The sequence below is a fragment of the Pseudomonas allii genome, assembly GCF_055380095.1.
In genome coordinates, this window is the sequence record NZ_AP039450.1 from 1760709 (window position 1) to 1773841 (window position 13133).

At 60.9% G+C, this 13133-nt stretch carries 15 protein-coding genes; 7 read left to right on the forward strand and 8 right to left on the reverse strand.

Annotated features, from left to right (window positions below):
• Nucleotides 1–119: 119 nt before the first annotated feature.
• Complete coding sequence (locus ACZ445_RS07945; protein WP_058424555.1) at nt 120–641, reverse strand: chalcone isomerase family protein; 522 nt, start codon at nt 639–641, stop codon at nt 120–122.
• Between the two features lie 234 nt (nt 642–875).
• On the opposite strand from ACZ445_RS07945, the gene sthA reads away from it, so the two are divergent.
• Nucleotides 876–2270 (forward strand): Si-specific NAD(P)(+) transhydrogenase, encoded by a 1395-nt coding sequence (gene sthA, locus ACZ445_RS07950; RefSeq protein ID WP_016975273.1) that lies wholly within the window; start codon nt 876–878, stop codon nt 2268–2270.
• Between the two features lie 42 nt (nt 2271–2312).
• On the opposite strand, the gene ACZ445_RS07955 is transcribed toward sthA, so the two are convergent.
• Together ACZ445_RS07955 and ACZ445_RS07960 are read right to left on the reverse strand one after the other, a co-directional pair.
• Nucleotides 2313–3035: a glycerophosphodiester phosphodiesterase gene (locus ACZ445_RS07955; RefSeq protein WP_058424554.1), complete on the reverse strand. Its 723-nt coding sequence runs from the start codon at nt 3033–3035 to the stop codon at nt 2313–2315.
• 43 nt (nt 3036–3078) lie between these two features.
• Nucleotides 3079–3663: a PilZ domain-containing protein gene (locus tag ACZ445_RS07960; protein ID WP_058424553.1), complete on the reverse strand. Its 585-nt coding sequence runs from the start codon at nt 3661–3663 to the stop codon at nt 3079–3081.
• A gap of 94 nt (nt 3664–3757) precedes the next feature.
• Here ACZ445_RS07960 and ACZ445_RS07965 point away from each other — a divergent pair, with 94 nt between their 5' ends.
• From ACZ445_RS07965 to ACZ445_RS07975, 3 genes are all read left to right on the forward strand, one after another.
• Nucleotides 3758–5008, forward strand: a complete 1251-nt coding sequence (locus tag ACZ445_RS07965) for a lipoprotein-releasing ABC transporter permease subunit (RefSeq protein ID WP_058424552.1) — start codon at nt 3758–3760, stop codon at nt 5006–5008.
• A 7-nt stretch (nt 5009–5015) separates the two neighbouring features.
• Nucleotides 5016–5699 carry a lipoprotein-releasing ABC transporter ATP-binding protein LolD gene (gene lolD, locus ACZ445_RS07970; protein WP_017477213.1) on the forward strand — a complete coding sequence of 228 codons (684 nt, stop codon included), beginning with the start codon at nt 5016–5018 and terminating at the stop codon, nt 5697–5699.
• A 62-nt stretch (nt 5700–5761) separates the two neighbouring features.
• Nucleotides 5762–7006 (forward strand): lipoprotein-releasing ABC transporter permease subunit, encoded by a 1245-nt coding sequence (locus tag ACZ445_RS07975; protein ID WP_058424551.1) that lies wholly within the window; start codon nt 5762–5764, stop codon nt 7004–7006.
• A gap of 104 nt (nt 7007–7110) precedes the next feature.
• On the opposite strand, the gene ACZ445_RS07980 is transcribed toward ACZ445_RS07975, so the two are convergent.
• Nucleotides 7111–8457 (reverse strand): heavy metal sensor histidine kinase, encoded by a 1347-nt coding sequence (locus ACZ445_RS07980; RefSeq protein ID WP_058424550.1) that lies wholly within the window; start codon nt 8455–8457, stop codon nt 7111–7113.
• Nucleotides 8454–9134, reverse strand: a complete 681-nt coding sequence (locus ACZ445_RS07985; RefSeq protein WP_058424549.1) for a heavy metal response regulator transcription factor — start codon at nt 9132–9134, stop codon at nt 8454–8456. Before ACZ445_RS07985 ends, ACZ445_RS07980 begins: the two co-directional genes overlap by 4 nt.
• A gap of 154 nt (nt 9135–9288) precedes the next feature.
• Between ACZ445_RS07985 and copI the strand changes: the two genes are divergently transcribed.
• Nucleotides 9289–9801 (forward strand): copper-resistant cuproprotein CopI, encoded by a 513-nt coding sequence (gene copI, locus ACZ445_RS07990; protein ID WP_464708192.1) that lies wholly within the window; start codon nt 9289–9291, stop codon nt 9799–9801.
• A 69-nt stretch (nt 9802–9870) separates the two neighbouring features.
• Complete coding sequence (gene queF / locus ACZ445_RS07995) at nt 9871–10701, forward strand: NADPH-dependent 7-cyano-7-deazaguanine reductase QueF (protein ID WP_058424547.1); 831 nt, start codon at nt 9871–9873, stop codon at nt 10699–10701.
• Nucleotides 10702–10769: 68 nt separating this feature from the next.
• Here queF and ACZ445_RS08000 read toward each other — a convergent pair whose 3' ends face one another.
• Both ACZ445_RS08000 and ACZ445_RS08005 read right to left on the reverse strand, forming a co-directional pair.
• A complete protein-coding gene (locus tag ACZ445_RS08000) occupies nt 10770–11036 on the reverse strand; it encodes a DUF4404 family protein (protein ID WP_058424546.1) in 267 nt (88 codons plus the stop codon).
• Nucleotides 11037–11146: 110 nt separating this feature from the next.
• On the reverse strand, nt 11147–11755 hold the full coding sequence (locus ACZ445_RS08005; RefSeq protein ID WP_058424545.1) for a hypothetical protein: 609 nt from the start codon (nt 11753–11755) through the stop codon (nt 11147–11149).
• Between the two features lie 195 nt (nt 11756–11950).
• On the opposite strand from ACZ445_RS08005, the gene ACZ445_RS08010 reads away from it, so the two are divergent.
• Nucleotides 11951–12640 carry an MlaA family lipoprotein gene (locus ACZ445_RS08010; RefSeq protein ID WP_058424544.1) on the forward strand — a complete coding sequence of 230 codons (690 nt, stop codon included), beginning with the start codon at nt 11951–11953 and terminating at the stop codon, nt 12638–12640.
• A 60-nt stretch (nt 12641–12700) separates the two neighbouring features.
• On the opposite strand, the gene ACZ445_RS08015 is transcribed toward ACZ445_RS08010, so the two are convergent.
• Nucleotides 12701–12997 (reverse strand): PilZ domain-containing protein, encoded by a 297-nt coding sequence (locus ACZ445_RS08015; protein ID WP_058424543.1) that lies wholly within the window; start codon nt 12995–12997, stop codon nt 12701–12703.
• Nucleotides 12998–13133: the final 136 nt, after the last annotated feature.

Consider the following 13133-nt stretch of genomic DNA (forward strand, 5'->3'; position numbering starts at 1 on the left):
AAGGGCCTCATCGGGGGCAAGCCCCCTCCCACATTTAAACCGCATTCCTGCAGGGTGAATTCGGTCCAGTGTGGGAGGGGGCTTGCCCCCGATGGCGTCAGTTCAGACAATACATGTCTTTATTCCAGCAACCTCTCCGACAAGCCCTTGGGCGCTAACCAGATCCCCAGGTAAGCCCTCGCCAGCTCATCGTCGTTGCTGCTGAACAGCACTTCCCCATTGATCTCCAGGTTCAAGCCGCGTCCGGGTCGAAAATCCAGTGCGTAGCGATCACCGCTATGGATGTTGCGAAAGACGGCATGCAGTTTGTCTACTTCGGATTTCAAGCGGTCGCTGATGTGTTGGCGCGCCAGCGTGGTATTGGCGGCCTTGATCACATCATTGCGGTCGATGTCGCGAAAGTAATACAGCTCCAGGCGCAGCGCTTTTTGCTGTTTCCAGGCTGACTCTGCGGGAGTGCCGGCTGGGGCATACAGCGCTGCGGCGTATACATCGGCCCAGAGATAGGTCAGTACTGCCTGGTTTTTCAGCGCCAATTCATGAGACTGCGGGGGGAAACCTGCCTGTTTGAGTCGGGCGGCTTCATTGGCTTGCACCGTGAACGAAAACATCAGTAATAAACAGAAAGCGACATGCCGCATAATGGCTCGTCCTGCAAAGGTGCGTGCCGACAGTGTAATTGCAATTTCCTGAGCGTGTAGTAGAGGCAATACTGGCCTACGACGCGACCAAGGGTTAATGTTCGCGGCGTTGAGCCTTATATAGACTGTGCCCCGGTTCACACACTTGAGCCAAATTGTCCTTCATGACCGCTGGCCGCGGCATGATTTAGCCCGGCGTCCAACCGTACGCCTGGCCTGTTCTGAGGAGTACGCATGGCTGTCTACAACTACGACGTGGTGGTACTGGGTTCCGGCCCGGCTGGAGAAGGTGCGGCGATGAACGCTGCCAAAGCTGGGCGCAAGGTGGCGATGGTCGATAGCCGTCGCCAGGTCGGCGGTAACTGCACCCACCTGGGTACCATCCCGTCCAAGGCGTTGCGTCACTCCGTGCGCCAGATCATGCAATTCAACACCAACCCGATGTTCCGGGCCATTGGTGAGCCGCGCTGGTTCTCGTTCCCGGACGTGCTGAAAAGCGCCGAGAAGGTCATCTCCAAGCAAGTCGCGTCGCGCACCGGCTACTACGCCCGTAACCGCGTCGACCTGTTCTTCGGTACCGGCAGCTTTGCCGACGAGCAAACCATCGAAGTGGTCTGCCCCAACGGCGTCGTCGAGAAGCTGGTGGCCAAACACATCATCATCGCCACCGGCTCGCGCCCGTATCGCCCGGCGGACATCGATTTCCACCACCCGCGTATCTACGATAGCGACACCATCCTGAGCCTGGGCCACACCCCGCGCAAACTGATCATCTACGGCGCCGGCGTGATTGGCTGTGAATACGCCTCGATCTTCAGCGGCCTGGGTGTACTGGTAGAGCTGGTGGATAACCGCGACCAGTTGCTGAGCTTCCTCGATTCGGAAATCTCCCAGGCGTTGAGCTACCACTTCAGCAACAACAACATCACGGTGCGCCACAACGAAGAGTACGAACGCGTCGAAGGCCTGGACAACGGGGTGATCCTGCACCTCAAGTCCGGCAAGAAGATCAAGGCCGACGCCTTGCTGTGGTGCAACGGCCGTACCGGCAACACCGACAAGCTGGGCATGGAAAACATCGGGGTCAAGGTCAACAGCCGTGGCCAGATCGAAGTGGACGAGAACTACCGCACCTGCGTGGCGAACATCTACGGTGCCGGTGACGTGATCGGCTGGCCGAGCCTGGCCAGTGCCGCCCACGACCAGGGCCGTTCGGCCGCTGGCAGCATCGTCGACAATGGCAGCTGGCGCTACGTGAATGACGTGCCGACCGGGATCTACACCATTCCCGAGATCAGCTCGATCGGCAAGAACGAACACGAACTGACCAAGGCCAAGGTGCCTTACGAAGTGGGCAAGGCGTTCTTCAAGAGCATGGCGCGTGCGCAGATCGCCGGCGAGCCGCAAGGCATGCTGAAGATTCTGTTCCACCGTGAAACCCTTGAGGTACTCGGCGTGCATTGCTTCGGCTACCAGGCGTCGGAGATCGTGCACATCGGCCAGGCGATCATGAACCAGCCGGGCGAGCTCAATACCCTCAAGTACTTCGTCAACACCACGTTCAACTACCCGACCATGGCCGAAGCCTATCGGGTAGCGGCCTACGACGGCCTCAACCGGCTTTTTTGAGCGGCTCCGGCCGGTGGCCTGAGCCGGCCGGGGAGACCGATTTCAGTAATTCCCGAGGGTGGCAGTGGCCAAACCGGGAAAGTCTGTAATCAGGCTATCTACGCCGAAGTCGGCGAGCCTGCGCATCAGCGCGGGTTCGTTGACCGTCCACACGGACACGTGCAAGCCCTGGCGCTGGGCTTTTTCCAGCCGCTCAGGGGTGCACAGCGTCCAGTTCAACGCCAGCATCTCACAGCCATAGTTCTGCGCGACCTTCAACGGGTCGAGCCAGGCATATTCGGCAACCAGGCCGCGTGACAGGTCTGGGGTGAGTTCAACCGCTGCTTTCAGCACTTCCCGCGAACTTGAGGTGACGGTGACTTTGTCCATCAGGCCGAAGCGCACGGCCATTTCACGGATCGCCAGCACAGTCGTGGCGGCGCGGGTGCGCGAGGCGCTTTTGACTTCCAGTTGCCAGTGATCGAAGTCGCACTTCTCGAACAGTTCTTCCAGGCGTGGAATCGGGCACGGCTTGACCCAGCCCGGGCCGCCCTTGCGTGCGTCCATCTTCACCAGGTCCGCCGCCGAGTACTCGACGACCTTGCCGCGCCGGTCGGCGGTGCGCTTGAGGGTCGGGTCGTGGATGACCATCAGCTCGCCGTCCATGGACAGGTGCAAGTCCAGTTCGCAACGACGTACGCCGTGCTTGAGGCATTCCTGGAAGCTGGTCAGGGTGTTTTCCGGTGCTTCGCCTTTGGCACCGCGGTGGCCGTAAATCAGGGTCACAGTTGCTCCTATGCGCCAGGTCTGCTGGCGGGGTGATACGAATTCAGGTGTCTTGGGCGTCGCTCTGTTCCCGCGCCAGGCGTCGTTCCTGCGCCTGTTTCTGCAGGATATAGCGTGCCAGCAGTTGGCGTTGGGCGTCGGTCATGGCTTCGAATTCCGTGCCGACGTCAAAACCTGTGCCCTTGGGATCGCAATGGGTGACCCGGGCGCGCAGCAGCAGGCCAAGCGCCTGTGGCATCAGCACCAGCTTGACCGCCAGGTGCGCACCGGGCGACAGGGGCGTGGGGTGCTGGAAGTCGATACCGCCCTCGGAAAGGATCACCGGCTGCGGTGCGCCGACTTCATCCAGCAGGCCGCGCGCCATGATCTGGCTGAGCAGGTCCAGGCGTTTGTTCTGTACTTTGAGGAAGGCGGCCAGGCTGCGATCTTTCTCATTTATCTGGCGCAACAGGTGTTGGGCCTCGAATTCACTCAGGTGCAGTTCACTGAGCAGATTGAACAGCGGCGAATCATCCAGCAACACTTCCTTGCTCGCTGCCTCGGGGGCAGACAGGCTTTTGATTTGGAGTGCGATCATGTCGTCGATACGGTAGTATTCGCGGCGTTCTTCTTCATCTAATGTCGACATGGCGAACCCCAAGTAGCGTTAATGGTCTGAGTGTAAAGCTGCTTACCAGACCCCGCCACCGGGACGTCTTCTTTTCCTCCGAACAAGCCCCGACATGTTCAGACCTCTCTTCGTATTTATCGGCACGCGTTATACCCGTGCAAAGCGTCGCAATCATTTTGTGTCGTTCATTTCCCTGACCTCGATGATCGGGCTCGCCTTGGGCGTGGTCGTGATGATCGTGGTGCTGTCGGTGATGAACGGCTTCGATCATGAGATGCGCACCCGTGTGCTGGGCATGGTGCCCCACGCGACCATCGAGGGCGATGCGCCCATCAGCGACTGGCAAAGCCTGGCGGCCAAGGTCAAGCAGAACCCCAAGGTGCTGGCCGTTGCGCCATTTACCCAGATGCAGGGGTTGCTGACCAACGACGGCAAGGTGCAGAAAATCCTGCTCAATGGCATCGACCCGGCCCAGGAACGTAACGTGTCGATCATCGACAAGTTCATGTTATCGGGCAAACTCGATGACCTGGCGCCCGGCGATTTCGGCATCGTCATCGGCGACAAGGCGGCGGCCAAGCTCGGCGTGGGCCTGGGCGACAAGCTGACCTTCGTCGCGCCGGAAGTCACCGTGACCCCGGCCGGCATGTTCCCGCGCATGAAGCGCTTTACCGTGGTCGGCACCTTCCACGTCGGCGCTGGCGAGATCGACGGCTACCTCGGCCTGACCAACCTCACCGACCTGGCCCGCCTGCACCGCTGGCAGCCGGACCAGGTGCAGGGCCTGCGCCTGAAGTTCAACGACCTGTTCGACGCGCCGCGCACTTCATGGGAAATCGCCCAGCATCTGGGTGACAGCCAGTACTACGCCCGCGACTGGACGCGTACCCACGGCAACCTGTACCAGGCCATCCGCATGGAAAAAGCCATGATCGGCCTGCTGTTGCTGCTGATCGTCGCCGTGGCCGCCTTCAACATCATCTCCACGCTGGTGATGGTGGTGAACGACAAGAAGGGTGATATCGCCATCCTGCGCACACTCGGCGCCACACCGGGGCAGATCATGGCAATCTTCATGGTGCAGGGCACCGTGATCGGCGTGGTCGGCACCTTGATCGGCACGGCGGTCGGCATCCTGGCGGCGCTGAACGTGAGTGCCGCCATCGCTGGCCTCGAAACCCTGATCGGCCACAAGTTTCTCAACGCCGACGTCTACTTCATCGACTACTTGCCGTCCCAGGTGCAGGCCCAGGACGTGTTGATGGTGGGCGGCGCTGCGTTGGTCCTGAGTTTCCTTGCCACCCTGTATCCAGCCTGGCGCGCGGCACGTACCCAGCCAGCACAGGCCTTACGTTATGAGTGAATCGGGCATGAGTGAAAAAGCAATCCTGAGCTGCCGCAACCTGGGCAAATCCTATGAGGAAGGTCCGGAGTCGGTGGTGGTGCTGTCCAACCTGCAACTTGAGTTGCACCCGGGCGAGCGCGTGGCGATCGTCGGCAGTTCCGGTTCTGGCAAAAGTACCTTGCTGAACCTGCTGGGCGGCCTGGATACGCCGTCCCAGGGCAGCGTGTGGCTGGCCGGTGAAGAGTTGTCGGCCCTTGGCGAAAAGGCTCGTGGCCAACTGCGCAACCGTTCGCTCGGTTTTGTGTACCAGTTCCACCACCTGTTGCCGGAATTCACCGCCCTGGAAAACGTGTGCATGCCGCTGCTGATCGGCAAGACTGCGATCCCGGAAGCCCGCCAGCGTGCCAAGGCCCTGCTGGAGCGCGTCGGCCTCGGTCATCGTCTGGAGCACAAGCCGGCTGAACTGTCCGGCGGCGAGCGCCAGCGTGTGGCAATCGCCCGTGCCCTGGTGAACAACCCGGGCCTGGTGATGCTCGACGAGCCGACTGGCAACCTCGACTCCCACACCGCCCAGGGCATCAAGGACTTGATGCTGGAACTGAGCACCCAGATGCGCACCGCGTTCCTGGTGGTGACCCATGACATGAGCATGGCCCGCCAGATGGACCGCGTATTGCACCTGCAGGAAGGTCATCTGGTCGCCATCTGACCCGTTTCAAGCCCGGTGCTTCATGCGCCGGGCTTTTTCATTTTTTCAGGCGGTGCAAGCGAATGTTCAGACCGTTATCGATTTTCATCGGCACGCGCTATACCCGCGCCAAGCGCCGCAACCGTTTTGTCTCGTTTATCTCGATGACCTCGATGATCGGCCTCGCCCTGGGCGTGTTGGCGATGATCGTGGTGTTGTCGGTGATGAACGGCTTCCAACGCGAAATGAGCTCGCGCATCCTCGGCATGGTGCCCCACGCGACCATCGTCGGTGTGAACCCGATTGATAATTGGCAGCCCGTGGCCGCCGCTGCAATGAAGAACCCGGAAGTCACCGCAGCGGTACCGTTCACACAGATGGACGGCATGTTCTCCTACAAAGGCGCGATGCAGCCAATCGAGATCAGCGGCATCGACCCGGCGCAGGAAGGCAAGGTGTCGATCGTGGCCCAGCATATCGTGCAGGGCAAACTGGATGACCTCAAACCCGGCGAATTCGGCGTGGTAGTCGGCGAAATCACTGCCCGGCGTTTCCGCCTGAACGTGGGCGACAAGCTGACCCTGATCGTGCCGGAAATCAGCACTGCACCGGGTGGCATCACCCCGCGCATGCAGCGCTTGAACGTGGTGGGGATCTTCAAGGTCGGCGCCGAACTGGACGGCTCCATGGCCATGATCCACATGGCCGACGCCGCAGAGATCCAGCATTGGCAGCCGAACCAGGTGCAAAGCGTGCGCCTGGCGGTGAAAGACCTGTACGCGGCACCCAAGGTCTCGGCGGATATCGCCGCCAGCCTGGGCAATGGCTACAAGCCCGATGACTGGACCCACACCCAGGGCAGCCTGTTCAGCGCGATGAAGATGGAAAAGACCATGATCGGTCTGCTGTTGCTGATGATCGTCGCCGTGGCGGCGTTCAATATCATCGCTACCTTGATCATGGTGGTGAACGACAAGGGCGCGGACATCGCGATTTTGCGCACCATTGGCGCCACGCCACGGCAGATCATGGCGATCTTCATGGTGCAGGGTACGGTGATCGGTATCGTCGGCACCTTGATCGGCGGCGTGTTGGGCGTGATTGCGGCGTTGAACGTGAGTGAGCTGGTGGGCTGGATGGAGCGGGTCACCGGGCAGCATATCTTCAGTTCGGACGTGTATTTCGTCAGCAACCTGCCTTCGCAGCTGCAAGGTGGGGATGTGGTGCTGATTTGCACGGCGGGGTTTGTGCTGAGCTTTTTGGCCACGCTGTACCCCGCGTATCGGGCGGCGAAGATTGAGCCGGCGCATGCGCTGAGATATTCGTAATATTCAAGACCGCCATCGGGGGCAAGCCCCCTCCCACACTTTGATCTGTGAATACATTCAAATGTGGGAGGGGGCTTGCCCCGATAGGGCCGGTACAGCTTGCATCAATCTCTGGCAGGCAACTCGATTACAAACCGCGTCCACCCCGCCGCGGATTCACAATAAATCCTCCCCCCATGCGCCCGCACAATCGACTGGGTAATCGCCAACCCCAGCCCCGCATGCTCGCTGCTGCCTTCATGCCGTGCCGGATCGGCCCGGTAGAATCGGTCAAACAATCTTGGCAGCAACTCGGTTGGAATACCGTCCCCGGTGTTTTCGACTGAAAGTCTCACCCCATCCTCGATTCGCACACGCACTTCGCCGCCTGGCGGGGTAAAGCGCAGCGCGTTATCCAGCAGATTCGACAGTGCCCGCCGCAACATCCCACGGTCGCCCGTCGTATGGGCCGTGCCCTCGCGAACCAGGCTGATTTGCCCGTCCTCCGCCAGCAGCGTGAAAAACTCCAGTAACGCATCCACTTCATCGGCCAGCGCCAAAGGCTCGCGCTTGGGCATCAGCAAGCCATGATCGGCCTTGGCCAGGTACAACATGTCATTGACCAGTTGCGCCATCCATTGCAGTTCTTCCAGGTTGCTGTGCAGCGCCTCGCGGTAATCCTCCAGCGGGCGTGGCTGGGTCAGGATGACCTGGGTCTGGGTCAACAGGTTCGACAGCGGTGTGCGCAGTTCGTGGGCGATGTCGGCGGAGAATGCCGAGAGGCGCTGGAATGCGTCGTCCAGTCGGCCGAGCATGGCGTTGAACGCCTGGGCCAGGTCGGCCAGTTCTGCGGGCATCTGTTGTTGGGGCAGGCGCTGGGTCAGGGAGTGGGCCGACACACTGGCGGCCACTTCGCCCATGCGTCGCAGTGGTCGCAACCCGCTGCGGGCGGCCCAGGCGCCGAGCAGGGCGGTGGCCAGGGCGGACAGGCCGACGGTGAGCCAGATCAGGTGCTGCATGCGCTGCAGGAAATGCTGGTGGTGGGTGATATCGAGCACCAACGTCAGTTGTGGCGAGTCAGGTTGGCCGGCTCGCAGCGGCGCGTTGTAGACCCGGTAGTCGGTGTCGGCATTTTGCAGGCTGTGCAGGCCGGGGGCTGCGGGCAAGTCGACGCTGGGGGCATCGTCCAGCCAGCGTTGGCCGGCGGCGGTGATACGCAGGGTCAGGTCGGGCTGGCGACTGAGTTCGGCGCGCAGTTGCGCCTCACGCTGGGCCAGGGCTTCCGGTGAATCGACCCCCTGCAACGTACTGCGCAGCGCCACCAGCTTGCTGTCGAGCTGTTGCTGGTCCAGCTCGATGAAGTGCGCTTCGCTGGCGCGGTTGAACAGCACGCCGGCGATCAGCGACACCACCGCCGTGCAGGCGGCAAACAGCAACGCCAGGCGGCTGGCCAGGGACAGGCGCTTGATCAATTGACCCGCTCCTCCAGCACATAACCCATGCCACGTACGGTGTGGATCAGTTTGTTGGGGAAATTGTCGTCGACTTTCAGGCGCAGGCGGCGGATGGCGACTTCGATGATGTTGGTGTCGCTGTCGAAGTTCATGTCCCACACCTGGGAGGCGATCAGCGATTTGGGCAGCACTTCACCCTGGCGGCGCAGCAACAGCTCCAGCAGGGAGAACTCCTTGGCAGTCAGGTCGATGCGCTGGCCGTCCCGTTCGACGCGGCGGCGGATCAGGTCCAGGCGCAGGTCGGCCAGTTGCAGCGCGGTTTCCTGCGGTGTACTGCCGCCGCGGCGCAACAGGCTGCGCACGCGGGCCAGCAGTTCGGAAAAAGCGAAGGGCTTGACCAGGTAGTCATCGGCGCCCAGTTCCAGGCCGTGTACGCGGTCTTCCACGGCATCGCGGGCGGTGAGGAACAGCACGGGAATGTCCAGGCCGGCGCTGCGCACGGCTTGGAGGATCTGCCAGCCATCCCGGCCCGGCAGCATCACATCGAGGATCAGCAGGTCGTAGTCGCCGGTCAATGCCAGGTGCTGGCCGCTGGTGCCGTCAGCCACCAGCTCGGTGGTAAACCCCGCCTCGGCCAGGCCCTGGCGCAGGTAGTGGCCGGTTTTGGGTTGGTCTTCGACGATCAGCAGTTTCATGGGCGGCTCTTGGCAACGGTGGACGACGGCTTTATACCTTGGGTGCCAGGGGAGGAGGGCAACCTGACAAAGTTGTAATCTAGCAGTCAGCTGGCTGGCAGCGGCGCATTCTTAGAGTGCTTCCCAGACGGTCACACATTTTTGGAGAGAAGAGATGGCGTTGCGTACACCCTTGTTGTTGGCCGGTTGCCTGTTGGCGTTGAGTGTTGAGGCGATGGCCGATGGCGCACATACCTATGCGTTCGGCGAAGCTGCCCCGGCGAGCAAAGCCACGCGTACTGTGGAAGTGACCTTGCAGGATATTTCCTTTTCGCCCAAGTCCCTGGATGTCAAAGCCGGTGAGACGGTGCGCTTTGTACTGGTCAACAAAGGGCAGTTGCTCCACGAATTCAACCTGGGCGACGCGGCGATGCATGCCGAGCACCAGAAGGAAATGCTACAGATGCAGGCCAGCGGCATGCTCACCTCCACTGGTATGGGCAACATGGACCACAGCACCATGGGCCATGGCGCGATGAAGCATGACGATCCCAATAGCGTATTGGTCGAGCCCGGTAAAACCGCTGAGCTGACCTGGACGTTCACCCAGGCCACAGGCCTGGAGTTTGCCTGCAACCTGCCGGGGCATTACCAGGCGGGCATGGTCGGCAAGCTCAACGTCGATTGATCCGCTGGCGCTTAGGCGCGGGGGCAAAGGCTGGTAGACTGGCGCGGTTTATTTAGCCAGGTTTCCGCCATGCATCCCGCAGCCGAACATTCGCCGCTGGGCAAGTCCAGTGAATACATCTCCACCTACACCCCGTCGTTGCTGTTCCCGATCCCGCGTGCCGCCAAGTGGGCCGAGCTGGGCCTGAGCGCCGAGACCCTGCCTTACAAGGGGGTGGATTTCTGGAACTGCTTCGAACTGTCCTGGCTGCTGCCGTCGGGCAAGCCGGTGGTGGCCATCGGCGAATTCAGCATCCCGGCCGACTCGCCGAACATCATCGAGTCCAAGTCGTTCAAGCTGTACCTCAACTCGCTGAACCAGACCGCGTTTGCCGATACGGCCAGCCTGGAAGCCACCCTGCGCACAGACCTCAGCGCCGCAGCCGGTAAACCGGTGAGCGTGCGCATCCGCAGCCTGGCCGAGATCGAGGCTGAAGGCGTGATGGCTTTGCCCGGTGTGTGCATCGATGACCTGGATATCAGCGTCAGCAACTACGAACACCCGCGCCCGGAACTGCTGCGTTGCGATGATTCGCGCATCGTCGAAGAAAGCGTGCACAGTCACCTGCTCAAATCCAACTGCCCGGTCACCAGTCAACCCGACTGGGGCAGCGTGGTGGTGGAGTACCGTGGTCACGCGTTGGATCACGCCAGCCTGCTGGAATACATCGTGAGCTTTCGCCAGCATTCGGACTTCCATGAGCAGTGCGTTGAGCGCATCTTCCTGGACGTGCAGCGCTTGCTGAAGCCAGAGAAGTTGACGGTGTATGCGCGCTATGTTCGGCGGGGTGGGTTGGATATCAACCCATATCGCAGTACTGAGGATGTGGCGTTCCAGAACGTGCGCCTGGCCCGCCAATAGGCTTAATGCAAGATAAAGTGGGAGGGGGCAAGCCCCCTCCCACATTTGGATCTGGGCTGGCGGGAGGATTAGATTCCCATGCTGCCCAGCGTGTTCATGATGTTGCGCAGTGTCCCGGAAATCACCGGGTGCTCGGCGTCGAACTCTATGGCCGCTTGATTCACATCGTCGGAAATACTCGGTGTTTGGGTAGCCGGCTCCAGCTCAAGTTGCAATTCAAACTTGGCAATCAAGGCTTCCAACGCTGTGCGCTTTTCTTCCGACAGCGGCGGTTCCTGTTCCAACTGCCCGCGCAGGATCTCGACCTGTTCTTCCAGTTTTTTGCGATCAGGCATGACGTGTTTCCTTTTATCGATAGGCACTGGCATAGACCACGGCACGCCGCGAAAGGTCTACGGGCTGACCTGTAGATTAATCCACCGGCGCTGACTGTGCATGATCCGTATCAGGGCTTCTCGCCTTTGAGCTGGCGCAGGCTGATATCCGCCAGGCAGGTGCCGAGCTCGCCCAGGTGATCGATCACCGAGTGCACGCCCAGCCCGTACAGCGCGAGGGTGGCCTTGCCGCGCTTGAGCTCGCGCTCCGGTTCGCTCAGCGCCTGCCATTGCTCGGGTGCCATACCGCACAGCGAGCCGCAGGAGGCCAGGCCGATGGTCCACAACCCGGCGTTAAGGCCCGACTGCAGCAGGCGCGGCTCGCCGCTGACCAGCACGCAGCCTTCCAGGCGCTCGATGTTCAGCGCCATCAAGGCTTCCCAGCAGGCATGGGGCGCCGGCCAGCGAATGGAGGAGGGCGATGTCGCCTTGACCCAGTTGGGCAGCGTGGCGGCCAGCGGTGTGGTGACGGCGGGGGGGAGCTCATCCAGCCAGGCGCAGGGAACGCCTTGTTCCTTGAGGCTGCGCAAAATGTTCAGTGCGCCCGGTGTGGCTTGGGAGTCGGGGGCGGGGGAGTCGGTACGGGCCCGGGAACCGAAGTCCACCAGGCAACCACTCAGGCCAAACAGAACGGCAGTCAAGGCGGGGGCGCTGGCGATGGCTATCTCGGCGTGAGGCATGTCGACATCCCTGAAATAGCGCTAACGCTATCCAGGCACCATGACAGGCCGATGACAGCCGGGTTAATTGTAGGAATTTTGTCCATTTTTGGTCTGACGTTTCCTAGTTACTGCCTAATTGGCGACTTCCGTCATATACTGACGGTCTTATTCAGGGCATAGCGCCCATGACAGACCATTCAAGGAGCAAAAGCTATGCGCTGGAGCCACTACTTCGCTCAGCTGTCGGTGTGTGCCACTGTCCTGCTGGCGCCGTTCGCCGCACAGGCAGCATCGGAAGACGATCCATGGGAAAGCGTCAACCGTCCGATCTTCACGTTCAACGACACCGTTGACACTTACGCGCTCAAGCCATTGGCTCAGGGTTACCAGTTCGTGACTCCGCAATTCGTTCAGGATGGCGTTCACAACTTCTTCCGCAACATTGGCGATGTCGGCAACCTGGCCAACAACGTGCTGCAGCTCAAGCCCCAAAAGGCCGGTGTAGATACGGCCCGTTTGCTGGTCAACACCACCTTCGGCGTGTTGGGCTTCATCGATGTAGGCACCAAAATGGGGCTACAACGCAGTGATGAAGACTTCGGCCAGACCCTCGGCTACTGGGGGGTCGGCAGCGGCCCTTACGTGATGCTGCCGCTGCTGGGTCCAAGTACCTTGCGTGACGCGCCGTCCAAGTACGTGGACAGCTACACCCAGCCGTACCGCTACATGAACGATATCGGCTGGCGCAACAGCACCTTCGGCCTGAACATCGTCGATACCCGTGCCAGCCTGCTCGACAGCGAGAAGCTGATCACCGGTGACAAGTACACCTTCATCCGCAACGCTTACCTGCAGAACCGCGAGTTCAAGGTCAAGGACGGCAAGGTCGTCGACGACTTTTAAGCCGTGATGTTTTGAAATGAAAAAGGCGACCCATGTGGTCGCCTTTTTTGTGCGCGGTTTTTAGCGCATTTTCAGGATCCTGAGGCCCAGGTGCTGGTCTTCACCGGTGGTTTTAGTCCACACCACCTCGGTGTCCGCCTCCAGGCCCTTGAGCGCTGCGTGCTCCGAATCGATGCGCACCGTCAACCGGTCGCCTACGTTGAACTGGCGCGGCGCCTGCACTTGCATGCCGGAGCTGGAGAGGTCCACGCAAACCCCGGCAATTTCCTGGCCTGCATGGAGCAGGGATACATCGGCATCCACACGCATGCGGATGAAATCGCGTTTTTCGGCGTAGTCGCGCTCGTGTTCGCTCATGGGTTCCATCCTTACTTTGTGTTGTGGTCGTGCCTGTTCTTATAACTCCCGGTGATTTGCGGTGTAAAGACGCTCGGCGACCATCGGCATGAGCTTGAAACCCCTGACGGATGGGAGTACCGTCTGCGCCTTAGAA

Bases quoted from the DNA above. Each gene is read 5' to 3' on its own strand.
- ACZ445_RS07945 (WP_058424555.1), bottom strand. From the start codon at position 641: ATGCGGCATGTCGCTTTCTGTTTATTACTGATGTTTTCGTTCACGGTG.
- sthA (WP_016975273.1), top strand. From the start codon at position 876: ATGGCTGTCTACAACTACGACGTGGTGGTACTGGGTTCCGGCCCGGCT.
- ACZ445_RS07960 (WP_058424553.1), bottom strand. From the start codon at position 3,663: ATGTCGACATTAGATGAAGAAGAACGCCGCGAATACTACCGTATCGAC.
- ACZ445_RS07965 (WP_058424552.1), top strand. From the start codon at position 3,758: ATGTTCAGACCTCTCTTCGTATTTATCGGCACGCGTTATACCCGTGCA.
- lolD (WP_017477213.1), top strand. From the start codon at position 5,016: ATGAGTGAAAAAGCAATCCTGAGCTGCCGCAACCTGGGCAAATCCTAT.
- ACZ445_RS07975 (WP_058424551.1), top strand. From the start codon at position 5,762: ATGTTCAGACCGTTATCGATTTTCATCGGCACGCGCTATACCCGCGCC.
- ACZ445_RS07985 (WP_058424549.1), bottom strand. From the start codon at position 9,134: ATGAAACTGCTGATCGTCGAAGACCAACCCAAAACCGGCCACTACCTG.
- copI (WP_464708192.1), top strand. From the start codon at position 9,289: ATGGCGTTGCGTACACCCTTGTTGTTGGCCGGTTGCCTGTTGGCGTTG.
- queF (WP_058424547.1), top strand. From the start codon at position 9,871: ATGCATCCCGCAGCCGAACATTCGCCGCTGGGCAAGTCCAGTGAATAC.
- ACZ445_RS08000 (WP_058424546.1), bottom strand. From the start codon at position 11,036: ATGCCTGATCGCAAAAAACTGGAAGAACAGGTCGAGATCCTGCGCGGG.
- ACZ445_RS08005 (WP_058424545.1), bottom strand. From the start codon at position 11,755: ATGCCTCACGCCGAGATAGCCATCGCCAGCGCCCCCGCCTTGACTGCC.
- ACZ445_RS08010 (WP_058424544.1), top strand. From the start codon at position 11,951: ATGCGCTGGAGCCACTACTTCGCTCAGCTGTCGGTGTGTGCCACTGTC.
- ACZ445_RS08015 (WP_058424543.1), bottom strand. From the start codon at position 12,997: ATGAGCGAACACGAGCGCGACTACGCCGAAAAACGCGATTTCATCCGC.